Here is a 25087-nt window from a genome sequence, read left to right as displayed (position 1 = left end):
CTTCAACCGGAGAGAAAAACAATGAAGTTGAAAGCATTGCGTCATGGGGTAGCCGGTCTGACCCTCGGCTGTTTCGCCGCCGCCTGCGCCCAGGCGGACGAGCCCAAGGAACTGTTCTTCTATAACTGGACCGACTACTACCCGGTGGAGCTGCTCGCCAAGTTCGAGAAGGAGACCGGCATCAAGGTCACCATGGACGGCTACGACAGCAACGAGACCCTGCTGGCCAAGCTGCAGGCCGGCGGCGCCGCCTACGACGTGATCGTGCCGTCGCACTCGATCATGCGCACCCTGATCGAGCAGGGCTACCTGCAGGAAATCGACGCGCCGAGCCTGCCGAACTTCGCCCATGTGAAACCGGCCTTCCGCGATCCCGAGTTCGACCCCGGCCGCAAGTACTCGGCGCCCTACCTCTGGGGCACCACCGGTTTCTCCTACGACAGCGCACGGGTGCCGGGCGGCACGCTGGACGACTCCTGGAAGGAGTTCTTCGAGCCGCGCCCCGAACTGCAGGGCCAGCTCGCCGCGCTGGATACGCCGAGCAGCGTGATCAACGCCGCCAGCCATTACCTGGGCGTGGATGAATGCAGCGAAAACCCGCAGGACGCCAAGCGCATCCTCGAGCTGCTGCAGAAGCAGAAGCCCTTCCTGAAGATGTACAGCTCCGACAACACCGTGGACCGCATGGCCTCGGGCGAGGTGATCATGATGCAGAACTGGAATGGCTCCACCGCCCGCGCCACGCTGCAGAAGAGCACCATCAAGTACGTCTACCCGCGTGAAGGCGTGGCCATGTTCCAGGACAACTTCGCCGTGCCGAAAAGCGCGCCGCATCCGGGCAACGCCAAGGTCTTCATCGACTGGATGATGAAGCCCGAGAACGCTGCCGCCGTGTCCAACGCCATCGCCTATGCCAACGGCATCGACAGCGACGCGCTGCTGGACAAGAAGTGGCGCGTGATGGACGCCATCAACATGCCCGACGCCTACGCCGAGCGCCTGCGCCCCGAGAAGGAGTGCAGCAACCAGGCTCGCGAGCTGCAGGACCGCATCTGGTCCAAGCTCAAAGGCTGACGCCTTTTGGCCTTTGTAGGATGCGGTAGAGCGGAGCGAAACCCATCGATCCGAGCACCGGCAGCATGGGTTTCGCAGGCTCTACCCATCCTACGTTCTGAGCCACGACCGATTGCCTTTTGGCCTTTGTAGGATGCGGTAGAGCGGAGCGAAACCCATCGATCCGAGCACCATCAGCATGGGTTTCGCAGGCTCTACCCATCCTACGTTCTGAGCCACGGCCGATTGCCTTTTGGCCTTTGTAGGATGCGGTAGAGCGGAGCGAAACCCATCGATCCGAGCACCGGCAGCATGGGTTTCGCAGGCTCTACCCATCCTACGTTCGTCCACCTTCATGCGTTGAGATGTCCCCATGACCGACACTTATTGGCTGCGCAATGTCCGCCCCTTCGGCGGCGCGGCTGAAGACTTCCTCATCCAGCACGGCCGCTTCGCCGAGCGCCGCCCGGCGAGCGATGCTGCGCTGACCGCCGCTGATATCGACGGCGCCGGCCAACTGATGACCTGCGCCCTGGTGGAAAGCCATATCCACCTGGACAAGACCCTCTGGGGCCAACCCTGGCGCCCCAACAGCGCCGGGCCGACGCTCAAGGACTACATCGCTAACGAGCGCCGCGTGCTGCGCGAGGTCACCGCGCCCATCGCCGAGCGCGCCGGCGCGCTGCTGGAAAACTGCATCGCCCGAGGCTCGCTGACCATGCGCTGCCATGTGGATATCGACCCCGAATTCGGCCTGCGCCATGTGGAGGCCATGCAGGCCTTGCACGAGCGCTACCGCGACCTGATCGACCTGGAACTGGTGGTGTTCCCGCAGACCGGGCTGGTCAGCCGCCCCGGCACCGCCGAGCTGATGCGCCAGGCCATGGGCCTGGGCGTGGAAAACGTCGGCGGACTCGACCCCTGCGGCATCGACAATGACCCCATCGCCCAGCTGGATATCGTCTTCGGCCTGGCCGCCGAGTTCGACCGGGGCGTGGACATCCACCTGCACGACAAGGGCGAACTGGGCCTCTGGCAGATCGCCCGCATCGCCGACTACACCGAGCGTTTCAACCGCCAGGGCCGGGTGATGATCAGCCACGCCTATTGCCTGGGCATGGCGCCCTGGAGCCAGGTCAAGCCACTGGCCGAGCGCCTGGCTGCACTGGATATTTCACTGATGAGTTCGGCGCCGGCCGACTGCTCAGTGCCGCCCTTCCTCGCCCTGCGCGAAACCGGCGTGAACCTCTGCCTGGGCTCCGACGGCATCCGCGACGCCTGGTCGCCCATGGGCAACGGCGACATGCTGGAGCGCGCCATGTTGTTGGCCTTCCGCTTCGACCTCGCCAAGGACGACGAGCTGGCCGCCGCCTTCGATGCCGCCAGCCGGAATGGCGCCAAGGCCCTGGGCCTGTCCGGGCACGGCCTGCAGATTGGCGCCCGCGCCGACTTCCTGCTGATGGAGGCGCAAAGCCTCGGCGAAGCCGTGGTGGCGCGGCCGACGCGCCAGGTGTATCGCGCCGGCACGCTGATCGCCGCGCACGGCCGGCTATTGGAGAGCCGCCTGTGAACACGCCGCGCATCGGCCTCAAGGCCAGTTGCGTGGTCGGCTTCGATGGCACGCGCCACGTGCTCTGGCGCGATGGCGAGGTGATCATCGAAGGCGCCCGCATCCTCTTCGTCGGCCGGGGCTTTCCCGGCCCAGTGGACCAGTGGATCGACTACGGCAACGCCCTGCTCGGCCCCGGTTTCATCGACCTGGATGCCCTGGGCGATCTCGACTCCACCGTGCTGTGTCTCGACAACGGCGATGAGGCCGCCATGGGCCGCATGTGGTCGGCGGAATACCTCGCCCGTGGGCCGAAGGAGAGCTACCGCTTCGAAGAGGAAGTCTTCAAGTACCGCTATGCCTTCACCCAGCTGATCCGCAACGGCATCACCACGGCCATGCCGATCACCTCCATGTACTACCGCGAGTGGGCGGAAACCTACGACGAATTCGCGACGGTCGCGGGCATTGCCGGCGAGCTCGGCCTGCGCACCTACCTCGGCCCCTGCTACATGAGCGGCATGCAGTACCTGCGCGCCGACGGCAGCCTCGCCGAGCATTGGGACGAACCCCGTGGCCTGGCCGGGCTGGACGCCGCCGAGCGTTTCTTCCGCGACTTCGACGGCGCTCACAACGGGTTGATTCGCGGCGCCCTGCTGCCCGACCGCATCCAGACCTGCACCCCGGTGCTGCTGCAACGCACAGTCGCCCTCAGCCGTGAACTGGCCGCTCCGGTCCGTCTGCATTGCTGCCAGGGACCGGGCGAAGTGGCCCTGGTGAAAGCGCTGCGCGGCAAGGCGCCGCTGGCCTGGCTGGAGGAACTGGACCTGCTCGGCCCACGAACGCTGCTGCCCCATGGCATCTACATCGAAGGCGACGACGACCTCGCGCGCCTCGCCAACAGCGGCAGCAGCCTGGTGCACTGCCCCGTGGTGTTCGCCCGCGACGGCGAGGCGCTGGACTCCTTCGGCCGCTACCGTGCCCACGGGGTGAACTTCGCCCTCGGCACCGACACCTGGCCGGCGGACCTGCTGGACAACATGCGCCAGGGCCTGAACATCGCCCGCCTCAAGGAAGGTGGTAGCGCGCAAACCAGCGCCCTTGACCTCTACAACGCCGCCACCCTGGGGGGCGCCAAGGCCCTTGGCCGAGACGACCTGGGCCGGCTCGCACCGGGCGCCTGCGCCGATATCACCGTGTTCAGCCTCGACGGCCTGCACCTGGGGCCGCTGTTCGATCCACTGAAGAACCTCGTCCTCGCCGGACGGGGCGACGACTGCATCGCCAGTTGGATCGGCGGCCGCTGCGTGATGGACGGCGGCCAGGTCAACGGCGTCGATTATCGCGACCTGCAGCGTCAGGCCCAGCGCCAGTACCACAAGTTGATGCAGAGCCACGCCGACCGCGCCTTCGGCCAGCCCGACTGGCGCGACCTGTTCCAGCCGGCGATTCCCTTTGCCGATGCCTGGAGCGCAGAACGCCCGCTGTGCGCCTTCGCCAGCGAGCCCGACCAATAACAAGAGATAACGCCATGCTGAGCTTCGACTTTGCCCAACTGAGCCCGCGCGAGAAATACAAGATCCTCATCGGCAGCGTGGTGCCCCGGCCCATCGCCCTGGTCACCACGGTGGACGCCGAAGGCCGCGCCAATGCCGCGCCCTTCAGCTTCTTCAACGCCCTGTCCGCCGACCCGCCGCTCCTCGCCCTGGGCGTGGAGAACTATGCGGACCTGACCCCGAAGGACACCACGCGCAACATCCTGCTGAACCAGGAATTCACCGTGAACATCGTCTCCGACGCGCTGGTGGAAGCCATGAACGTCTGCGCGGTGCCCTTCGAACCCGGCTTCGACGAACTGCTCGCCGCCGGGCTCACTGCCCTGCCCGGCAGCCGCGTCGGCTGCCCGTACATTGCCGAAGCACCGGTCGCCCTGGAGTGCCGGCGAATGATGGGCCTGTCCATCGGCCAGTCGCGGGAAATCATCCTGGGCGAAGTGTTGATGGTGCATGTGCGCGACGATCTGATCGACCCGAAGACCCTCTACATCGACCAGCTCGGCCTCGACGCCATCGGCCGCATGGGCGGGCATGGCTACGCCCGCACGCGTGAGTACTTCGACCTGCCGACGCGGTCGTTGCAGGCTTGGAAGGAAGCGCCGGGGGCTGGCGAACGGGTGTGGCCTGCCGCCCTCTCCCCCGCCCCCTCTCCCTGAAGAGGAGAGGGGTGACTCGCGCCTGATGGCTGTGGGTACTGCCGGAAACACCGAGTGCCTCTGGACGCACAGGATTCATCGCCGCACGGACAGACTCCCCTCGCCCTTCAGGGAGAGGGGCGGGGGGAGAGGGTTTCGCCGGCCACCTCAAAAAACGCCTTCACCACGCGCAACTCCGCATAGCGGTCCAGGCACGCCAGGTAGTGCCGGCTGACCAGTCCCTCGCCTTTCAACGGAAGCGCCGCCACGCGCGGATCACGCGGCACTTCCAGCGAGTAGAGGATGCTCACCCCGAGCCCCGCGGCCACCGCCTCGATCACCGCCTCGCGGCTGTTCAGCTCCAGCGCCGCGCGCAGTTCCAGGCCCTGCTCCATGCAGGCCCTTTCGAAGGTGCGACGGGTCAGGGAGGCCGGCTCGCGTTGCAGCAGCACCTCGCTACGCAGCTCACTCAGGGCCACGTCCTTGCGCGTGCCAACCCAGGGGTGCGCCGCCGGAACCAGCAGACACAGACGCGCCTCGCCAATGGATTGCAGCCGTAGGCCGGGGCGCTCGCTCATGTCGCTGATCAGCGCCAGGTCCACGCGCTCGCCGTTCAATGCAGCCAGCGTTTCCTGGGTGTTGCCCAGGCGCAGGTTGATGGTCACGCCGGGGTGGCGCTCGCGCATCCGCGCCAGTAGCGGCATCACCAGGTGCGGGCTGTCGGCGGCAAGGTCCAGGCGGCCGGATTCCAGCGCCTGGCTGGTATCCAGCAGGTCTTCGGCCTGTTCCGCCAGGGCGAACAGTTGGTGGCTGACGGCCGCCAGGCGCCGGCCCAGCTCGGTCGGTTCCACCTGGCGGGCGGAGCGGCGCAGCAGGCACACTTGGTAGTGCTCCTCCAGCGCCTTGATATGCCCGGTGACCGCTGGCTGGCTGATGCACAGGCGCTCGGCGGCGCGGGTGAAGCTGCCCTCGCGGACCACCGCATCGAAGGCGCGAAGCTGGAAGAGGTTCATGGCCACTCCATCAGTGGGACTTATTCGACGGATAACGATAAACGATTTGAATGATGGAACGATGAAGCCGCACCCTAGCCCGCATCTCTCCCACCATTACCGGAGCCCGCCGTGCTCACCGACACCGATCTCGCCACCCTGTTGGTGCTGCTGTCCGCACTGATGCACGCGGCCTGGAACGCGGTGATCAAATCCGGCAGCGACCGCCTCTCGTCGATGGCGCTGGTGGATGGCGTGGCCTTCTGTTTCAGCATCGCCCTGCTGCCGCTGGTGAGCCCGCCGCCGCTGGCGGTCTGGGGGCTGATCGGGCTGTCGGTGGTGGTCAACACCCTGTACCGCCTGCTGCTGATCCGCGCTTACCAGTACGGCGACTTCGGCCAGGTCTACCCGGTGGTGCGCGGCCTGCCGCCGCTGCTGGTGGCGCTGTCGGCCGGGCTGGTGTTCGGCGAACACCTGTCCGGCGCCATGCTGCTGGGCGTGGTGCTGATCTCGGTCGGCATCCTCAGCCTGCTCTCCACCCGCCTGGAATCCCGGGCGTTGAAGGCACTGGGCTGCGCGGCGTTGGCCGGTGCCGGGGTGGCGCTCTATACGCTGATCGACGCCCAGGGCGTGCGCCGCGCCGACAGCGTGCTGCAGTTCGTGGTCTACCTGACGCTGATGCAGAGCATGACCATCCCGCTGCTCGCCTGGATGCGCCGCGGCCCGCTGGTGCTGCGCTTCGCCCGCGACAACTGGCGTATCGGCCTGTTCGGCGGCTTCAACTACTGCGTCGCCTACGGCCTGGTGCTGTTCGCCATGACCCTGGACAACGTGGCCAAGGTTGCCGCCCTGCGCGAAAGCAGCGTGATCATCGCCGCCATCATCGCCAGCCTGGTGTTCAAGGAGCCGTTCGGCATCCGCCGCATCCTCGCGGCCTGCGTGGTCACCGCCGGCATCCTGTTGATCAAGCTGGTGGACTGACGCCGCTCGATGGGTTTCGCTCCGCTCTACACCATCCTACGAAGAACGCTGAGCTTCAGTGCGTAGGATGGGTAGAGCTTGCGAAAACCATCAATGGTGATCCGCCTGCCCCTTCCTACCGCTTGGCGATGATGTACACCGCGTGGACGATGCCGGGGATGTAGCCCAGCAGGGTGAGCAGGATGTTCAGCCAGAAGGCACCGCCGAAACCCACCTGGAGGAACACGCCCAGAGGCGGCAGGAGGATGGCGATGAGGATGCGGATAAGGTCCATGTGAAGCTCCTTGTGAGAAATGCCGTACGCCTGGTTACCGACCTTCGTACAGGCTAGGCGTTCATCGGGCGCACCTCCATAATCGCTGCCTGATGTTTCAGCCGGATGCCCCTGCCATGCCCATCGCCAGCGAAGACATCGACCAGAACGGTCTGGTCATCGGCGTCTCTCCCGAACGGTTCCGCGAAGTGGCCATGCCGCTGTTGTTCGACCACCTCAACGCCCAGTGCGAGGGCACCATTGCGGTGAATCGCCAGGCGCGGATCGTCTGGATCAACGACAAGTACGCCGCGAAGGTCGGCATCACGGACCCGCGCAGCGTGCTCGGCAAGGAAATCGAAGAAGTCCTGCCCGCCAGCCGCCTGCGTGAAGTGGTGCAGAACGGCCAGCCGAGCATGCTCGACCTGATGGCCTTCGGCGACGAGCACTTCGTGGTCACCCGCATTCCCCTGCGCGACGAGGACGGCACCCTGGTCGGCGCCTTGGGCTTCGTGCTGTTCGACCGCGCACGCCACCTGCAGCCGGTCATGGCCAAGTACAACCAGTTGCAGACCCAGCTGGCCGCCACCCAGCGCGAGCTGGCCAAGGCCCGCCGTGCGCGCTACACCATCGCCGGATTCATCGGCAGCAGCGCCGCCGCCAGCGAGGTGAAACGCCAGGCCCGCCGCGCCGCGCAACTGGATGCCACGGTGCTGCTGCGCGGTGAAACCGGCACGGGCAAGGAGCTGCTCGCCCAGGGCATCCACAACCTCTCGCTGCGGGCCAACGGGCCTTTCGTAGCGGTGAACGTGGCGGCCATTCCCGAATCCCTGGTGGAAGCCGAGCTGTTCGGCACCGCGCCCGGCGCCTTCACCGGCGCCGACAAACGCGCCCGTGCCGGCAAGTTCGAGCTGGCCGACGGCGGCACCCTGTTCCTCGATGAGATCGGTGACCTGCCCCTGCCGCTGCAGGCGAAGATGCTGCGCGTGCTGCAGGAGCAGGAGGTGGAGCCGCTGGGCTCCAACCAGGTCAAGGCGCTGAATGTGCGGGTGATCGCCGCCACCCACGTGGACCTCGAAGCCAAGGTGGCCGCCGGGCAGTTCCGCGAGGACCTCTACTACCGGCTCAACGTCCTGGCCCTGCGCCTGCCGCCCCTGCGCGAACGGCGCGAAGACCTGCCAGCGCTGATCGAACACCTGCTGGACGACATCGCCAGCCGCTCCGGCCAGCCGCCCCTGGAGCTGGCCGACGACGCCCTGCACCTGCTCCAGGCCCAGCCCTGGCCGGGGAACGTGCGCGAGCTGCGCAACCTGCTGGAGCGCGCGCAGATGAGCAGCGATGCCGGCCCACTCAGCACCAGCGCCCTGCGCCCACTGCTGGTAGACCCGCTGCCAGCCGGCGCTGCCCTTGCGCCCCCGGCACCCGCACCAGCGCCTGCCACCGGCGAGATCCGCCTCCTCGCCGACAGCGTGGCCGCCGCCGAACGCCAGGCCATCCTCGCCGCCCTCGCCGCCTGCAACGGCAATCGCACCCAAGCCGCCGAGCGCCTCGGCATCGCCCGGGCGAGCCTGTACAACAAGTTGCAGGCTCACGGGATCTGATCGCGCATTCGCCGGCGAACCAGCCTTTGTAGGGTTAAGCAGCGCAGCTGTCCATTCGGTTGGACACCCCCTTAACGGGGCGTCCAACTTCCTGGGCAATGTCCAGATTTGTAGACACAAACTTTCCCCGGCGAAACTCCCCTCTCAGCCGTGAAGCCCCGCTCCAGAGCCTTTGGCGCGCTCTTCACCGCACTTGGCACAGCTTTCGCTCTATGAGCGCCATGGGCCGCACAATGGCCCGCCACCGGCCGCCTCGACGCGGCGGAAAACAACAACAAGAAGGAAGTCCCCATGGGCACCCTAGGTATCCTGATTTCTCTCGCTCTGCTGATGTACCTCGCCTACCGCGGCATCAACGTACTGATCCTCGCGCCCCTCCTGGCCCTGCTGGCGGTGCTCTTCGCCGGCGACGCGGCGCTGATGCTGCCGACCTACACCCAGGTCTTCATGAAGTCCCTGGGCGGCTACCTGATCCAGTTCTTCCCGCTGTTCCTGCTCGGCGCCATCTTCGGCAAGTTGATGGACGACTCAGGCTCGGCCCGCGCCATCGCCCACGGCATCGTTGCCAAGCTCGGCCGCGAGCGCGCCATCCTGGCCATCGTGCTGGCCTGCGGCCTGCTGACCTACGGCGGCGTGTCGCTGTTCGTGGTGGCGTTCGCGGTCTACCCCATCGGCACCGCGCTGTTCCGCGAGGCGGGCATTCCCAAGCGCCTGCTGCCGGGTGCCATCGCCCTCGGCGCCTTCACCTTCACCATGACCGCGCTGCCCGGCACCCCGGCCATCCAGAACGCCATCCCCAGCCCCTTCTTTGGCACCGACGCCTTTGCCGCGCCCATCCTCGGCCTGATCGGCGGCCTGATGATGCTCGGCCTCGGCAGCTGGTGGCTGAGCGCCCAGGCCCGCAAGCTGATGGCAGCCGGCGAAGGCTACGGCGAACACAAGAATGAGGCGACGGAGCAAGTTGGCGTACAGACCACTGGCTTCTGGCTGGCACTGCTGCCGATCCTGCTGGTGATCGTCCTCAACTTCCTGATGGCCAAGCAGGTGCTGCCGAATGTCGATACCAGCTTCCTGGCCAAGCCCGAGTTCGGCGGCCTGCAGGACGCCAAGTCGGTGATCGGCATCTGGTCCATCATCGTCGCCCTCAGCGCCGCCGTGCTGCTGCTGATCGGCCTGCACTGGAAGCGCTGGACCGACCTCAAGCAAAGCCTCAACGACGGCACCTTCGGCTCCATGCTGCCGATCCTCAACACCGCGTCCGAAGTGGGTTACGGCACCGTGATCGCCTCGCTCGCCGGCTTCGTGGTGATCCGCGACCTGGTGCTCAGCGTGCCGGGCAACCCGCTGGTGTCCGAAGCCGTCGCCGTGAACATCCTCGCCGGCATCACCGGCTCGGCCTCCGGCGGCATGTCCATCGCGCTGAAGACCCTCGGTGCGCAGTACCTGGAAATGGCCAACGCCGCCGGCATCAGCCCTGAGCTGCTGCACCGCGTCGCCGCCATGGCCTCCGGCTGCATGGACACCCTGCCGCACAACGGCGCGGTGATCTCGCTGCTGGCCATCTGCAAGCTGACCCACCGCGATTCGTACAAATTCATCTTCATGAACACCGTGATCTTCCCGCTCATGGCGCTGACCGTGGTGATCACCCTGGGCAGCCTGTTCGGGAGTTTCTGATCCTTACCAGGCCGCTGAAGCAAGGCCCCCGAATTCAGATTGACCGCTCGAGGTACCGAATGAGCAAAGTGATGAGCGCCGCCGATGCGGTCGCCAAGATTCCGGACAACGCCAACCTGGCCACGGGCGGTTTCGTCGGCATCGGCTTCGCCGAGGAAATCGCCATCGCCCTGGAACAGCGCTTCGCCGCCCGGCAGGCGCCGCAGGGCCTGACCCTGGTGTATGCCGCCGGACAAGGCGACGGCAAGGGCCGCGGCCTCAACCACCTGGCCCATGAGGGCCTGGTGCGCCGGGTGATTGGTGGCCACTGGGGCCTGGTGCCGGGCTTGCAGAAGCTCGCCGTGGATAACCGCATCGAGGCCTACAACCTGCCCCAGGGTGTGATCTCGCAGTTGTTCCGCGATATCGCGGCAGGCAAGCCGGGGCAACTGTCCAAGGTCGGCCTGGGCACCTTCGTCGACCCTGCGTTCGGCGGCGGCAAGCTGAATGCGCGCACCACCGAGGAGTTGGTGCGACGCATGCCTATCGAGGGCGAGGACTACCTGTTCTACAAGGCCTTCCCGATCCACGTCGGGGTGATCCGCGCCACCAGTGCCGACGAAGACGGCAACCTCTCCATGGAGCGCGAGGCGCTGACCATCGAGAGCCTGGCCATCGCCATGGCTGCGCGTAATTCGGGCGGCCTGGTGATCGCCCAGGTGGAGCGCGTGGTGGCCCGTGGCTCGCTGAACCCGCGCGACGTGAAGATCCCCGGAATACTGGTGGACTGCGTGGTGGTGGCGCGTCCGGAAAACCATCAGCAGACCTTCGCCACCACCTACAACCCGGCCTTCGCCGCCGAGGTGCGCGTGCCGGTGGACAGCCTGGCGCCCATGCCGCTCGACCTGCGCAAGCTGATCGCCCGCCGCGCCGCCCTGGAGCTGCCGCCGGGCGCGGTGGTCAACCTCGGCATCGGCATGCCCGAAGGCGTGGCCGCCGTGGCCGCCGAGGAAGGCGTGATCGACCTGCTGACACTGACCGCCGAGCCCGGCGTGATCGGTGGCGTGCCCGCCTCGGGCCTGGATTTCGGGGCGGCGAGCAACCACAGCGCGTTGATCGACCAGCCCTACCAGTTCGACTTCTACGACGGCGGCGGCCTGGATATCGCCTTCCTCGGCCTCGCCCAGGCCGACGCCGAGGGCAACCTCAACGTATCCCGGTTCGGCACTCGCCTGGCGGGCGCCGGCGGCTTCATCAACATCAGCCAGAACGCCAAGGCGGTGGTCTTCGTCGGCACTTTCAGCGCCGGCACCCAGGACATCCGCATCGAGAACGGCGCCCTGCGCATCGTGCAGGACGGCGAGGTGCGCAAGTTCGTCCAGGAAGTGGAACACCGCACCTTCGCCGGCAGGCTTGCTGCCGAGTCAGGCAAGCCGGTGCTCTACGTCACCGAGCGCTGCGTTTTCCGCCTGACCACGGAAGGCCTGGAGCTGATCGAGATCGCACCCGGCGTGGACCTGGAGCGGGACATCCTGGCCCGCATGGATTTCCGACCCATCGTGCACGAGCCGAAGCTGATGGATGCGCGGCTGTTCCGCGAGGCGCGTATCGGGCTGCGTGAGCTGATCGCCCCGTAAAGATTGTGCGTGATAACGCGGGCCCGTCCTGGGTCCGCGTCTTTTTTTCAGTCTCTTCCGCCTTCGGCGTTTCGCGCCGGAGCGGGTATCGCTGTGCCTGAACAACAACAAGAAGAGGAAAACACATGGATCGCAACACCCTCAGCCTCGCTCTTTGCGGCGTCACTGCCCTGACCTTCTGCGGCCCGGTCAGCGCCGACTTCATCAAGGACTCCAAGGCCAGCCTTGAGCTGCGCAACTTCTACTTCAACCGCGACTTCCGCCAGGACGGCTCCGCCCAGAGCAAGGCCGAAGAATGGGCCCAGGGCTTCCTGCTGCGCTATGAGTCCGGCTACACCGACGGCCCCGTCGGCGTGGGCGTGGATGCCCTCGGCTTGCTGGGCGTGAAGCTGGATTCCAGCCCGGATCGCACCGGCACCGGCCTGCTGAAGTCCGACCGCGAGCGGCCCAATCGCGCCCAGGATGAGTACGGCGAACTGGGCCTGACCGCCAAGCTGCGTGTCTCGCAGAGCACCCTCAAGGTCGGCACCCTGCTGCCCAAGCTGCCGGTGGCGCTGTACAACGACAGCCGCCTGCTGCCGCAGACCTTCCGGGGTGCCTGGGCGAACTCGGCGGAAGTGGAAAACCTCAGCCTCGACCTCGGCCGCTTCGACCGCATCAACCTGCGCAACTCTTCGGACAACGAAGAGATGTCGGTCTTCAACGGCGGTAACCGCAACATCGTCCTGGGCCGGACAAAAACCAGCGATCAATTCGACTTCGCCGGTGCGACCTACAAGTGGACGCCCAACCTCAGCAGCGCTTACCACTACGGCGGCCTCGACGGCATCTACAAGCAGCACTACCTGACCCTGAACCACCTGCTGCCCATTGCCGAAGGGCAGTCACTGAAGAGCGATATCCGCTGGGCGCACAGCACCGACGATGGCGGCAGCAATGTGGATAACGACGCTTTCGGCGCGATGTTCACCTACGCCTTGGGCGGCCACGCCTTCGGCCTGGGCTACCAGCGCATGAGCGGCGACACCGGCTTTGCCAGCATCAACGGCACCGACGCCTACCTGGTGAACCTGGTGCAGATCAACGACTTCAGCAACGAAGACGAGCGCTCCTGGCAGGCGCGCTACGACTACAACTTCGCGGCCCTGGGCATCCCCGGCCTGACCTTCATGACGCGCTACCTGTCGGGCGACAACGTCGATCTGCGCGGCGCGGCCGGTGAAGGCAAGGAGTGGGAACGCAACACCGACATCGCCTACGTGGTGCAGAGCGGACCGCTGAAGAACCTCGGCATGAAGTGGCGCAACGCGAGCACGCGCAGCAACTTCGGCAGCGACATCGACGAGAACCGGCTGATCCTGAGCTACACCCTGGCGCTGTGGTGAGGTGACACCGGTTCGTAGGATGCGGTTGAGCGCAGCGAAACCCATCGGCTTCGGTTGCGATGGGTTTCGTACCTCAACCCATCCTACGGTCCTGACGTTGTGGTGAGGTGACACCGATTCGTAGGATGCGGTTGAGCGCAGCGAAACCCATCAACCCGGTTGCGATGGGTTTCGTACCTCAACCCATCCTACGGTCCTGACGTCGTGGTGACGTGACACCGGTTCGTAGGATGCGGTTGAGCGCAGCGAAACCCATCAACCCGGTTGCGATGGGTTTCGTACCTCAACCCATCCTACGGTCCTGACGCTGTGGTGACGCGACACCGGTTCGTAGGATGCGGTTGAGCGCAGCGAAACCCATCAACCCGGTTGCGATGGGTTTCGTACCTCAACCCATCCTACGGTCCACCCGGCTGGACGCCGCTTACTTCATCCCCAACTTGTGCCGCGCCGCGTACAGGCAAACCATCTCCATCGCCAGGGTGGCGCCGGCCAGGGCGGTGACTTCGGCGTTGTCGTAGGGCGGCGCGACTTCCACCACGTCCATCCCCACCAGGTTGATGCCGCGCAGGCCACGGAGGATTTCCAGCGCCTGGTGGCTGGACAGGCCGCCGCACACCGGGGTGCCGGTGCCGGGGGCGAAGGCCGGGTCGAGGCAGTCGATGTCGAAGGTCAGGTACACGGGGTTGTCCCCTACCCGCGCGCGGATACGTTCGGCGATCTGCTCGGGCGTGTGGCGGTGTACCTCGCGGGCATCCAACACCTGGAAGCCCATCACGTCGTCGTTGGTGGTGCGCAACCCCACTTGCACCGAGCGTGACGGGTCGACCAGACCCTCGCGGGCGGCGTGATAGAACATGGTGCCGTGGTCGATGCGCTTCACCTCTTCGTCCGGCCAGGTGTCGCTGTGGGCGTCGAAGTGGATCAGCGACAGCGGGCCATGCTTGGCCGCGTGGGCCTTGAGCAGCGGGTAGCTGATGAAGTGGTCGCCGCCCAGGGTGAGCATCGCCGCGCCGGATTCGAGGATGCGCGTGGCATGGGCCTGGATGATTTCCGGCGTGTCCTGCGGGGTGCCGTGGTCGAAGGCACAGTCGCCGTAGTCGATCACCGCCAGGTGGTCGAACGGATCGAACTCCCAGGGGTAATGCCGCGCCCAGGCCATCTGCACCGATGCAGCGCGAATGGCGCGCGGTCCGAAGCGACTGCCGGGGCGGTTGGTGGTGGCGGTGTCGAAAGGCACCCCGCTCACCACCAGGTCGACGCCGCGCAGGTCGCGGCTGTAGCGGCGGCGCATGAAGCTGGTGATGCCGGCATAGGTGGATTCGGCAGCGGTGCCATAGAGGCTGTCGCGGGTCATGGCCTGGTCGTTGTCGAAGGCGTGGTCCATATCATCGGTCTCCAATGACCCCCTCTCCCTTTGGGAGAGGGGGTGAGCGTGAGGGTGGTTGAAGGCGACTCAGTACTGAGTACGGAACGAAGTCCAGAGGCGAGTGCGCGCACGCTGGTCCTTGAGCGACTGGATCTGCTCGCCGAACAGGCGATCACGCACGTCCTTGCTCGGGTAGATGTCCGGGTCGCCGGCCACCTCCGGTGTCAGCAGCGGATTGGCAGCCTGGTTGGCATTGGCGAAGAACTGGCTGTTGGTCAGTTCGGCAATGGCGTCGGGGCGCAGCATGTAGTCGATGAAGGCGTGAGCCGCCTCGGGGTGCGGCGCGTCGGCCGGAATGGCCATGGTGTCGAACCAGATCAGCGTGCCTTCACGGGGGATGCGGTAGATCACCTCGAAGGGCATCTGCGCCTGCCGCGCCTGGTCGGCGGCGATAGCCGCGTCGCCGTTGTAGGTCAGCGCCAGGCAGATATCCCCCTTGGCCAGGTCGTTGATGTGCTTGCCGGAGCCCACGTAGCGCACGTTCGGTTGCAGCTCGGCGAAGAGCTGTTGCACGGCCGCAAGGTCGGCCTTGTCGGTGCTGTACGGGTCCTTGCCGAGGTAATGCAGCGCGACGCTGATGACCTCCTGCGGCGAGTCGATCACGGCGATGCCGCAATCCTTGAGACGGCTGGCGTATTCGGGCTTGAACAGCAGGTCGAGGCTGTTAAGCGGTGCATCGGGAATACGCTTGGCCACGGCCTCCTGGTTGATGCCCAGGCCCACGGTGCCCCAGGTATAAGGCACACCGAAGCGGTTGTCCGGGTCGACGGTGGCCAACTTGGCCAGCAGCTCGGCGTCGAGGTTGGCGAAGTTCTTCAGCCGTTCGCGCTGCACCGGCTGCACTGCCTGGGCCTGGATGGCGCGGGCCAGGCCACTGCTGGCGGGGAAGACCACGTCATAACCGCTGCCACCGGTGAGCAGCTTGGCATCCAGGGCTTCGGCGCTGTCGAAGATGTCGTACTTCACCTCGATGCCGGTTTCAGTCTTGAAGCCTTGCAAGGCCTTCTCCGGGATGTAGGCGGACCAGCTGTAGAGGTTCAGCGCCTTGTCTTCGGCTTGCACGGGCAAGGCGCAGGCGAACAGGGCGGCAAGCAACAAGGGGAAACGCATGGTGGGCTCCTCGGAGGGATCAGGTGGAGCCATGCTGCGCCCGGCTTTGCTTTGAATAAATATGAAGTGTTCTACTTTGGCATCTACATCCTTCAATGTTTGGTGCCGCCATGCTCAGCCAGCTCCATGACCTCGACCTGCAACTGCTGCGCATCTTCGTCACGGTGGTGGAAAGCGGCGGCTTCAGCGCCGCCCAGGGCGAGCTGGGCATCGGCCAGTCCACCATCAGCACGCAGATGGCCAAGCTGGAGACGCGCCTGGGCTTTCGACTTTGCGAGCGCGGCAAGGCGGGCTTTCGCCTGACCCCGAAGGGCGAACAGGTGCTGGCTGCCACGCGCAAGCTGTTCGGCGCCATCGAGACCTTCAAGGGCGAAGCGCAGGGGATGGCCGACCTGCTTCTGGGGGAACTGCGCATCGGCCTTTCCGAAGCCCTCGACAACCAGGTGCTGCAACGCCTGGGAGAGGCCATCGGGCGCTTCCGCCAGCGCAACCAGGCGGTGCAGTTCGAGCTGATCAGCGCCATGCCGGCCGAGCTGGAGCGGCGCCTGCTGCAAGACCAGCTGCACCTGGCGATCGGTTACTTCTCGGGCACCCAGGCGGCGCTGGACTACCAGCCGCTGTTCAGCGAGCAGCAACGGTTGTTCTGTGGTGTCGGACACCCGCTGTTCGGGCGTGGGCAGGTCAGTCTCGACGACCTGGCCGACTGCGACCTGGTGCATCACCCGTACCGTTTCGAAGAAGCGCGGCAGCCCTTCCAGAGCGGTCCGAGCAGTGCGCGCACCGAACAGGTGGAGTGCAGCCTGGCCTTCATCCTGTCGGGCGCGCATATCGGCTACCTGCCGGAGCACATCGCCGCGCCCTGGGAGGCAGCCGGTCAGCTGCAGGCGCTGCTGCCGGGGGAGACGGGCTATCGCGTGCAGTTCCACCTCAGCAGCCATCGCGGGCGCCAGCCGAGCGAGGCGCAGCTGGCGTTCGTGGAGGATCTGCAGGCGGCGTTCGGCTCGGACACCCTCTCCCCCGTCCCCTCTCCCTGAAGCGGAGAGGGGTGACGCTCGGACCACCTCCGGTGCAGTCGTCGGGTGGACCACGTTTCACAGGTCCACCATTCATCCCTAGGCGGAACACTGGACGGTGGACATGAAAGGCGATTTCCTCCCTACGTCTGCCGGCGAAAAAGACTCAGGCGATCACATGTACCAGCGGTATTCCCGCGCGCTGACCTCGTTCATGAAATCCAGGTATTCCTGGCGCTTGTTCTCGCAATAGACCATCACGAATTCGCTGCCCAGGCCTTCGTTCACATCGGGGTGGCTGCGCATGGCGGTCACGGCGGTGAGCATGTCCGTGGGGAAGTCGATGCCGCTGGAACGGTCTTCGTTGAGCGGGGCGATGGGCTCGCGGGCGGCGTCCAGGCCGTGCTCCATGCCGGTAAGGATGGCGGCCAGCACCAGGTAGGGGTTGGCGTCGGCGCCGGCGAGGCGGTGTTCGATGCGCAGGTTGCGGCCATCGGACTCGGGAATGCGGATGCACGCATCGCGGTCTTCGAAGCCCCAGCTGGCACGGCTGGCGGCGTTGACCATGGCGCCGTAGCGGCGGAAGGCGTTGTGGTTGGCGGCGAAGATCGGCATGCAGTGCGGCAGCAGGTCGAGGCAGCCGGCCACGGCATGGCGCAGCGGACGCTGGTCGTTGGCGGCCAGCAGGTTGTGGCCGTCGCGGTCGTAAAGGCTGACGTGCACGTGCATGCCGCTGCCCGGTGCGTTCAGGTAGGGCTTGCTCATGAAGCTGGCGCGGTGGCCGTGCTTCATCGCCACGCCACGGGTGCTGCGGCAGAACAGGGCGGCCCAGTCGGCGGCCTGGAGGCCGTCGTCGCAGTGGCCGAAGTTGATCTCGAACTGGCCCGGGCCGAGTTCGGCGGTGATGACGTTGGCGGCGACGCCCTGTTCGTTGGCCGCCTCGACCATCTCGTGGAGCACCGAGGAGAAACGCGACAGACGCTCGATGTGCATGTTCGGCTGGTCGTCTTCGTCATCGCAAAGCGGGTCGCGGGGGAACTGCGGCAGGCCATCCTGCAGCTTGCGGTCGAACAGGTAGAACTCCAGCTCGAAGGCCACCACCGGGCGGATGCCACGTTTTTCCAGGCGTTGCAGGACCCGCGCCAGCACTTCGCGCGGCTCGAACTCGATGGGCGCTTCGGTGCCGTCGGAGGTGATGAGCATCTGTCCCAGGGGTTCCTTCTCCCAGCGCACCGGCTTCAGGGTGCCAGGCACCAGGCGACGCGGTGCGTCCGGGTCGCCGTCGTTGAAGCAGTAGTCGCCAATCGGGTAGAGCCCACCCTGGGTACCGAGCAGCACGCAATTCTGCGGCACTTTCAGCGGACTGCCCGCGGCCACTTTCTCTACCATCTCCACGGGGTAGCGCTTGCCGTAGAAGTGGCCGGGAATGTCCAGGCAGATCAGGTCGACATAGCGGACTTCCGGGTACTGGGCACGGAAGGCGCGGACTTCGCTGAGCAGGTCGGGGTACTGGTTTGTTGTTGTCATCACTGCTGTCCTGCGAGCTGTCGCTTCAGGTAAATACCCAAAGCACCCGCGTTGGTTTGTCGGAAAGATTGGCGTAGCGGAACTGCGCATGGGGCGGCAGCTGGAAACTGTCATTCGGGTAAAGGGTGACCGGCTCGGCGTCGTCGCCGTACCACACCGTCAGCTCGCCTTCGAGCACGAAACCGCCCTGCTCCGAGCTGTCGTCCAAGTGGCCTTCGCCGCTGGTGGCGCCGGGTGCCAGGTGGCTCTCGAGCATGGAAAAGCCGCCGGACATGGTGGGCGAGGCCAGCACGTCGGTGATGCCGCCGGCGTAATAGAGCGTGCGGCGCTCGCCGGGGCGGGTGACCCAGGGCGTCTCGCGCGGCTTGCTCAGGTTGTAGAAGTAGGTGGTCGGCACGCCCAGCGCTTCGCTGATGGCGGTGAGGTCGGCCACGGTCGGACGCGAGAGCCCGCGCTCCACCTGGGAGAGGAACCCCACCGAGCGATCGATGCGCGCGGCGAGGTCTCCCAGGGTCACGTTCTTGTGTTTGCGCAGGTCGCGAATCAGGATCGCGAGGCTTTCGATTTCGTCTTGCTTGTCCATTGGAGCGCTCCGGTCGTACTCGAATGGCGCGACCTTAAATCACATCCCGGAGCCGGTAATAGGCCTTGCCCGCAGCTTCCAGGGGCGCGGCCAGCAACGAGCCGCCCGGGAAGCGCGGGTTGCCGATGGCCTGGTACAGATCGAGCAGGTCGTCGTTGCCGAGGATGGCGTCGCTCACCGCCTTGGCGCCGGCCAGGGTCGGCAGGATGCCGTGACCGGAGAAGCCCTGGAGCCAGTAGCGCGAACCTTCGCGGCCGATATCCGGGGTGCGCTTCATGCTGACGTCGATATGGCCGCCCCAGCCGAACTCGATCTCCACACCCTTGAGCTGCGGGAACACGCGTTCCAGGTAAGGCCGGGTGGCAGCCGGCACGTCCTTGGGCAGGCCGCCCAGGTAAGTGCAGCCGCCGCCGAACAACAGACGGTTATCGGGGGTGAGGCGGAAGTAGTCCGGCACGAACTGGTTGTCGATCACGCAGCTGTTCTTCGGCAGCAGCGAGCGCGCCAGTTCCGGGTCCAGCGGCGCGGTGGCGACCTGATAGGAACCCACCGGCAGCAGGCGGCTGGAAAGTTGGCGGTCGAGACGGTCGACGTACGCGTTACAGGCCATCACCAGGGTGCTGCCGCGCACTTCGCCCTGGGCGGTGCGGGCCACATAGCCGGAGGGCGTTTCACGGTATTCCAGCACCTGACTCTGCTCGTAGATGCGTCCGCCACGGGCTTCGATGGCGGCCGCCAGGCCCTGGGCCAGCTTCAACGGGTTGAGGTGGGCGGCTTCCGGGTCGTAGAGCGCAGCCTGGTAGCGCGGGCTGTCGATCCACTCGCCCAGCTCGTCGCGGCGGATCAGACGCATCCGGTCGTAGCCCCACTTGTGAATGGCGTCCTCCTGCGCTTCTTCGAGGAACTTCACCCGGCGCTCCATCACGGCGGTCCAGAGGCTGCCGACGCGGTAGTCCACATCGAACCCGTGGCGGACCGGCAGTTCGCGCATCTCCTCGGCGGCCCAGCGCATGCTGTCCCACAGGCGACGGGTACGCTCCAGGCCCAGCGCTTTCTCCAGCGGCGGCATATCGCAGGACCAGCCCAGCAGCGCCTGCCCACCGTTGCGCCCCGAAGCGGCCCAGGCCACGCGGCTGGCTTCCAGCAGGGTCACGCGCTTGCCAGCCTCGGCCAGACGCAGGGCGGTATGCAGACCACTGAAGCCGGCACCGATGATCAGGACATCGGTCTCCTCGCTGCCGGCCTGAATCGGTCGCAGCGGAAGGCTGCCGGGATAGGTGCGGGCGTAGTAGGTGCCGACATGCTGGGCGGACTGCTTGAACATGGGTGCCTCGTGAATTTTTCAATATGAAATTTCATGAAAATTTACACGATATAATTCACGATGCCAAGCACAGGTGTTCGATATTTGGAACGCAAGAAATAGAAATACCAGGAAAAACCCGAAATAAACGGGAATCAAGCTGGAGTCGGGTGAATACGTGATTGAAATAACGGACACCACGTCCCCCGCGCCATGAACCGAACAGCGCCGCCTCGGCGTTGCCTGCGCGTGCCGAACGCCTGCCGATGGATCAGTTGTAATCGAGGATGTAGGTCAGCGAGGCGTTTGCCTCGCCGCCTTCGATGTCCTGCGAAGTCTGGATGTACTGCGCGCTGCCACTGAAGCGGTAGAGGTAACCGTCGGCATCTTCCCCCTCAGGCTCGAGCTTCTGGGCCTTATGGTTACCAATGGGCAGGTCGTTGCCCTGCGCATCCTTCAGAGCAATCTCGACACCACGTGCGCTCAGGTCGCCGCTGTCCAGTTCGAGCCGGCCCGCGCGGGGTGACTTGCCTTCGAAGGAGACGCCCACCAGCCCCGTCCCGGGGTTATCCAGGCCTTTGCAGCGCACATCGAAGGCAAAAGGTTTGACCGGCGCCCGGTCTCCCTTCAGCGCCGAGGCCGTTACCGCGCCCATCGGCACTTGGGTCAGTTGCTGGATGGGTTCGCAGCTGGAAAAGAACGCCGAGTTGATCAGTGCGACGTTGCCGGCGTATCCCCAGGTGGTCCATTGGAAGCGTTGGTCGTACTGCGTGCTGAAATTCAGCGAAAAGTTAAGCGCCATGGTTCCGCTACCGACTTTGCTGCCGGTGCGCACGAACTCAAGCCGAAATTGCGGTGGCGGATAGATTCGCAATGCAGGTGAGTAGACTGCGGGAAGGTAAGTGCCGTTATCCCAGCCGCTGCCGGTGCGCAAACGGAGCTTGACGCCAATTCCCTCGACACCGGTCGCATAGGTCCTGTTGAACCCGGGCACTTCACTCAAACCGCTCAGCTCATAGTGGTGCCTGGCAACGTTGAGGCTCCCCTGGCAGTCGACGTAGCCCGTCAGGGCATTGTTCGCAAATTCGGCAGTGCCCATGACTTCGCCTATCGCCACCCGCTCCGTCAGGCGGATTTCAGCCGGTATTCCCGAAAGGGTGTAGCTCGGACGTAGAGATCCACCCGTCCACCGACAGGTATTGGCCTGGACCTCGTACGCAACCGCGAAGGTTGCCAGCAGTACGGCAGACAATCGAACGAGTAGCGGACGATGGCGACGTTGCATGCGGGTTCACTCCTGGAGCCTTCCTCCTGGAAGCCTCTATTGAATGCAAACCGAGCATGTTAGAGAGCGACGAGATACCCCCCTATAGGAAGCGACGTCATGCCACGTAGGAGTGGGCTTACGCTTTGTACGAATAGATGGAAAATTCACCGCTCGGCCTTCTTCTAGTGAACGCTTACGTTCGGCCGTTTCCGCCTCTCAACCTCGCTCTGCCCAGGCGTTGTCCTTCAGACACTGGCTTACATGGTCAAGAAAACAGGTGATGCGCGAGGCCAGCGCGGTATTGCGGTAGTACACGGCATTGATCGGCTGGCGCACTTCGAGGGTGTCCGCAGCCAGAAGCTGGACCAGGCTGCCGTTGGCGCGGTCTTGCTGGGTCATGAAATCCGACAGGCAGACGATGCCGGAACCGGACAGGGCGAGCTGGCGCAGGGTTTCGCCGCTGGACGCCTTGATTGTCGGCTCGATCTGCACGTCGTCCCCCAGCGCACTACGCAGGGGCCACTGGTTGAGGCTTTCCGGCTGGGTGAAACCGATCAGGTCGTGACGTTGCAAGTCTTCCACTTTTTTCGGTGTGCCATGGGCCTTGAGATAGGCGGGGCTCGCCAGCACGCGGATGCGGCTACTGCCCAGGGGGCGGGCATGCAGGGTGGAGTCGCGCAGGGTGCCGATGCGGATGGCTATGTCGGTGCGATGCTCGATCAGGTCGATGATCTGGTCGCTGCTGTGCAGCTCCAGTTCGATCTCCGGGTAACGCTCACGAAAGCCCGCCACCAGCGGCACCAGCACATGCAGCATGAAGGGAGAAGCCGCATTGACGCGCAGGCGTCCGGCCGGTTTCTGCCGGCGCAGGGCCATCTGCTCTTCGGCTTCTTCCACCTGGGCGAGGATGCGCCGCGCCTGGACCAGGAACGCTTCGCCTTCCTCGGTCAGTTCCAGGCGGCGGGTGGTGCGGCGCAGCAGCGTGACGTCGAGCTTGTCCTCCAGCCGGCTCAGGGCGCGGCTGACCCCGGAGGCGGTCTGTCCCAGTTGCTCGGCGGCAGCGGTGATGGAGCCGGTGTCGACCACGGCGGTAAAGGCTTGCAGCTCGTCCAGGGTGGTTTTCATTCGTGACTCCCGCGCAAATATCTTTGGCTTGATACCCGGTTTTTCCGCATGAGTCGAGGGGCGACACTGTGCGCCATCCAATCTCTTGCGGAGCCCATCACCATGCCCCTTGCCCTGCTGGCGCTGACCCTGAGCGCCTTCGCCATCGGCACGACGGAGTTCGTCATCGTCGGCCTGATTCCCACCATTGCCGCCGACCTCGGTGTCAGCCTGCCGTCAGCCGGCCTGCTGGTCAGCCTCTATGCCCTGGGCGTCGCCGTCGGTGCGCCGGTGCTTACCGCCCTCACCGGCAAGCTACCGCGCAAGTGGCTGCTGCTGTCGCTGATGGTGCTGTTCACCCTCGGCAACCTGCTGGCCTGGCAGGCGCCGGGTTACGACTCGCTAATCGCCGCGCGGCTGGTCACGGGCCTCGCCCACGGGGTGTTCTTCTCCATCGGCTCGACCATCGCCACCAGCCTGGTGCCGAAGGAAAAGGCCGCGAGTGCCATCGCCATCATGTTCACCGGGCTGACCGTGGCCCTGGTCACTGGCGTGCCCCTGGGCACCTTCATCGGCCAGCATTTCGGCTGGCGTGAGACCTTCCTCGCCGTGTCCGCGCTGGGTGTGGTCGCCTTCGTCGGCAGCCTGATTTTCGTGCCCTCGCACATTCCCCACAGCAAGCCCGCCTCGCTACTGCAACAGGTCAAGGTCCTGAAGGAGCCGCGCCTGCTGCTGGTCTACGCCATGACTGCGGTTGGCTACGGCGGCAGCTTCATCGCCTTCACCTTCCTCGCGCCCATCCTGCAGGACATCACCGGCTTCAGCGCCGGCACCGTGAGCCTGGTGTTGCTGGTCTACGGCGTATCCGTGGCTGCCGGCAACATCTGGGGCGGCAAGCTGGCTGACAAGCGCGGCCCAATCCCCGCCCTGTTGCTGATCTTCCTGCTGCTGGCCGCCGTGCTTTTCGCCCTCACGTTCACCGCTGCCAACCCCTGGCTGGCTCTGGTCACCGTTCTGGTATGGGGCGCCGTGGCCTTCGGCAACGTGCCCGGCCTGCAGGTCTATGTCGTTCGCCAGGCCGAGCACCACACCCCCCACGCGGTGGACGTAGCCTCGGGCCTGAACATTGCCGCCTTCAACCTGGGCATCGCCGGGGGCGCCTGGCTCGGCGGGCTGATCGTCGCCCACCTGGGGCTGATCCACACCGCCTGGATCGGCGCCCTGGTGGTCCTGGTCGCCGTCGCCCTGACCGCCTGGAGCGGCCGTCTGGACCGCAACATTCCCGCGCTGTCGATGGGTGGTTCCACCCTCGTCGTCGGCCACTGAAACTTGCACTCACAGGAGATCCAGCATGAATATCCCCGCGCTCGGCCTCGGCACCTTCCGCCTCAAGGACCAACAGGTGATCGACTCGATCCGCAACGGCCTGGAACTGGGCTACCGCCACATCGATACCGCGCAGATCTACGGCAACGAGGCTGAGGTTGGCCGCGCCATCGCCGACAGCGGCGTGCCACGTGACGAGCTGTTCGTTACCACCAAGGTCTGGACCGAGCACCTCGCCGCCGACCGGCTGATACCCAGCCTGGAAGAGAGCCTGGCCAAGCTCGGACTGGAGCAACTGGACCTGGCGCTGATCCACTGGCCCAGCCCCGGTGATGCCATCCCGGTGGCCGAGTACATGAACGCCCTGGCCGAAGCCAAGGCGCGCGGCCTGGCCCGACAGATCGGCGTTTCCAACTTCACCATCGCCCACATGCAGCAAGCCATCGACGCGGTGGGCGCCGATGAAATCGCGACCAACCAGGTCGAAATCCACCCCTTCCTGCATAACCGCAAAGTGGTGGAGTTCGCCCGCAGCCATGGCATCCACCTCACCGCCTACATGCCGCTGGCCTACGGCAAGGTGATGGAGGATTCGGTGATCCAGGGCATCGCCGCCGCCCATGACGCCACCCCGGCCCAGGTTGCGCTGGCCTGGCTACTGCAGCAGGGGTTCGCGGCGATTCCCTCATCCACCCGTCGCGAGAACCTGGCGAGCAACCAACTGGCCCTCAACCTGCGTCTGACCGATGCGGAAATGGCGGCCATCGCCAAACTGGACCGTGGCGAGCGCCTGGCAGCGCCGGACTTTTCGCCGAAGTGGGATTGATCGCCAGCCCTCGAATGGCGGATTAAAAAGCGACATCCACCCACGCCGGCCACCTCGTTTGCGCAGGGTGGATCGCGCTTCACCGCTCCACCATCCGCACTGAGGTAACCAGGTGACGCAGCCTGTGGATGCAACTACCCTCCTCCCTGTTCTGCCAGGGAGAGATCAGCCCATGTTCACTCAACGCGCACTACCGCGCCTGCTCTGCATTGCTACGCTCGCCCTGCTCGGCGCCTGCGTCCAGCAACAGCAGCAACCCACCCCGCCCGCCGCCACACCACCCGCAGGCCAACCCCAAGCC

The 25087-nt window shown here is 65.6% G+C and carries 21 protein-coding genes; 12 read left to right on the top strand and 9 right to left on the bottom strand.

The window, feature by feature from the left end; all coding sequences use genetic code 11:
• The first annotated feature begins 21 nt into the window (after positions 1-21).
• The 4 genes from FFS60_RS24300 (at position 22) to FFS60_RS24285 (ending at position 4814) form a co-directional block, all read left to right on the top strand.
• Positions 22-1074 carry an extracellular solute-binding protein gene (locus FFS60_RS24300; RefSeq protein WP_137823407.1) on the top strand — a complete coding sequence of 351 codons (1053 nt, stop codon included), beginning with the start codon at positions 22-24 and terminating at the stop codon, positions 1072-1074.
• Positions 1075-1426: 352 nt separating this feature from the next.
• Entirely contained in the window at positions 1427-2623 is a 1197-nt protein-coding gene (locus FFS60_RS24295; RefSeq protein WP_137823406.1) for an amidohydrolase family protein, read from the top strand.
• Positions 2620-4119: an amidohydrolase family protein gene (locus FFS60_RS24290; RefSeq protein WP_137823405.1), complete on the top strand. Its 1500-nt coding sequence runs from the start codon at positions 2620-2622 to the stop codon at positions 4117-4119. Before FFS60_RS24295 ends, FFS60_RS24290 begins: the two co-directional genes overlap by 4 nt.
• Before the next feature lie 14 nt (positions 4120-4133).
• Entirely contained in the window at positions 4134-4814 is a 681-nt protein-coding gene (locus FFS60_RS24285; RefSeq protein WP_137823404.1) for a flavin reductase family protein, read from the top strand.
• A 107-nt stretch (positions 4815-4921) separates the two neighbouring features.
• Here the strand turns inward: FFS60_RS24285 and FFS60_RS24280 are convergent, their stop codons facing one another.
• The gene (locus FFS60_RS24280) at positions 4922-5806 is read right to left on the bottom strand and encodes a LysR substrate-binding domain-containing protein (protein WP_137823403.1); all 885 of its coding nucleotides are present in this window, start codon (positions 5804-5806) and stop codon (positions 4922-4924) included.
• Positions 5807-5917: 111 nt separating this feature from the next.
• Here FFS60_RS24280 and FFS60_RS24275 point away from each other — a divergent pair, with 111 nt between their 5' ends.
• Positions 5918-6766 carry an EamA family transporter gene (locus tag FFS60_RS24275; protein WP_028631108.1) on the top strand — a complete coding sequence of 283 codons (849 nt, stop codon included), beginning with the start codon at positions 5918-5920 and terminating at the stop codon, positions 6764-6766.
• A 115-nt stretch (positions 6767-6881) separates the two neighbouring features.
• Here FFS60_RS24275 and FFS60_RS24270 read toward each other — a convergent pair whose 3' ends face one another.
• Entirely contained in the window at positions 6882-7040 is a 159-nt protein-coding gene (locus FFS60_RS24270) for a YqaE/Pmp3 family membrane protein (RefSeq protein WP_003084988.1), read from the bottom strand.
• 116 nt (positions 7041-7156) lie between these two features.
• On the opposite strand from FFS60_RS24270, the gene FFS60_RS24265 reads away from it, so the two are divergent.
• The 4 genes from FFS60_RS24265 to FFS60_RS24250 all read left to right on the top strand — a co-directional run bounded on the left by FFS60_RS24265 (position 7157) and on the right by FFS60_RS24250 (position 13298).
• Complete coding sequence (locus FFS60_RS24265; RefSeq protein WP_137823402.1) at positions 7157-8620, top strand: sigma-54-dependent Fis family transcriptional regulator; 1464 nt, start codon at positions 7157-7159, stop codon at positions 8618-8620.
• Positions 8621-8911: 291 nt separating this feature from the next.
• The gene (locus FFS60_RS24260; protein ID WP_028631110.1) at positions 8912-10297 is read left to right on the top strand and encodes a GntP family permease; all 1386 of its coding nucleotides are present in this window, start codon (positions 8912-8914) and stop codon (positions 10295-10297) included.
• Positions 10298-10356: 59 nt separating this feature from the next.
• Positions 10357-11913, top strand: coding sequence for an acyl CoA:acetate/3-ketoacid CoA transferase (locus FFS60_RS24255; protein ID WP_137823401.1), 1557 nt, complete (start codon positions 10357-10359; stop codon positions 11911-11913).
• A 125-nt stretch (positions 11914-12038) separates the two neighbouring features.
• The gene (locus FFS60_RS24250) at positions 12039-13298 is read left to right on the top strand and encodes an OprD family porin (protein ID WP_137823400.1); all 1260 of its coding nucleotides are present in this window, start codon (positions 12039-12041) and stop codon (positions 13296-13298) included.
• 424 nt (positions 13299-13722) lie between these two features.
• Here FFS60_RS24250 and speB read toward each other — a convergent pair whose 3' ends face one another.
• Both speB and FFS60_RS24240 read right to left on the bottom strand, forming a co-directional pair.
• Positions 13723-14685 carry an agmatinase gene (speB, locus tag FFS60_RS24245; protein ID WP_137823399.1) on the bottom strand — a complete coding sequence of 321 codons (963 nt, stop codon included), beginning with the start codon at positions 14683-14685 and terminating at the stop codon, positions 13723-13725.
• A 69-nt stretch (positions 14686-14754) separates the two neighbouring features.
• Positions 14755-15837 (bottom strand): polyamine ABC transporter substrate-binding protein, encoded by a 1083-nt coding sequence (locus FFS60_RS24240; protein ID WP_137823398.1) that lies wholly within the window; start codon positions 15835-15837, stop codon positions 14755-14757.
• 110 nt (positions 15838-15947) lie between these two features.
• On the opposite strand from FFS60_RS24240, the gene FFS60_RS24235 reads away from it, so the two are divergent.
• Positions 15948-16871, top strand: a complete 924-nt coding sequence (locus FFS60_RS24235; protein ID WP_137823397.1) for a LysR family transcriptional regulator — start codon at positions 15948-15950, stop codon at positions 16869-16871.
• 153 nt (positions 16872-17024) lie between these two features.
• Here the strand turns inward: FFS60_RS24235 and FFS60_RS24230 are convergent, their stop codons facing one another.
• The 5 genes from FFS60_RS24230 to FFS60_RS24210 all read right to left on the bottom strand — a co-directional run bounded on the left by FFS60_RS24230 (position 17025) and on the right by FFS60_RS24210 (position 22655).
• Positions 17025-18377 (bottom strand): glutamine synthetase family protein, encoded by a 1353-nt coding sequence (locus FFS60_RS24230; protein ID WP_137823396.1) that lies wholly within the window; start codon positions 18375-18377, stop codon positions 17025-17027.
• A 25-nt stretch (positions 18378-18402) separates the two neighbouring features.
• Positions 18403-18960, bottom strand: a complete 558-nt coding sequence (locus tag FFS60_RS24225) for a helix-turn-helix domain-containing protein (protein WP_028631117.1) — start codon at positions 18958-18960, stop codon at positions 18403-18405.
• A gap of 34 nt (positions 18961-18994) precedes the next feature.
• A complete protein-coding gene (locus FFS60_RS24220) occupies positions 18995-20284 on the bottom strand; it encodes an FAD-binding oxidoreductase (protein ID WP_137823395.1) in 1290 nt (429 codons plus the stop codon).
• A 250-nt stretch (positions 20285-20534) separates the two neighbouring features.
• Positions 20535-21548: a fimbrial protein gene (locus FFS60_RS24215; RefSeq protein WP_137823394.1), complete on the bottom strand. Its 1014-nt coding sequence runs from the start codon at positions 21546-21548 to the stop codon at positions 20535-20537.
• Between the two features lie 198 nt (positions 21549-21746).
• On the bottom strand, positions 21747-22655 hold the full coding sequence (locus FFS60_RS24210; protein WP_028631120.1) for a LysR family transcriptional regulator: 909 nt from the start codon (positions 22653-22655) through the stop codon (positions 21747-21749).
• Between the two features lie 102 nt (positions 22656-22757).
• Between FFS60_RS24210 and FFS60_RS24205 the strand changes: the two genes are divergently transcribed.
• The gene (locus tag FFS60_RS24205) at positions 22758-23960 is read left to right on the top strand and encodes an MFS transporter (protein ID WP_137823393.1); all 1203 of its coding nucleotides are present in this window, start codon (positions 22758-22760) and stop codon (positions 23958-23960) included.
• Positions 23961-23985: 25 nt separating this feature from the next.
• Positions 23986-24786: a 2,5-didehydrogluconate reductase DkgB gene (dkgB, locus tag FFS60_RS24200; RefSeq protein WP_137823392.1), complete on the top strand. Its 801-nt coding sequence runs from the start codon at positions 23986-23988 to the stop codon at positions 24784-24786.
• Positions 24787-25087 lie beyond the last annotated feature (301 nt).

Origin of the sequence: Pseudomonas sp. D(2018) (assembly GCF_005502555.1) — a bacterium.
Taxonomy (GTDB): domain Bacteria; phylum Pseudomonadota; class Gammaproteobacteria; order Pseudomonadales; family Pseudomonadaceae; genus Metapseudomonas; species Metapseudomonas resinovorans.
This window is presented reverse-complemented; position numbering and strand designations above follow the sequence as displayed.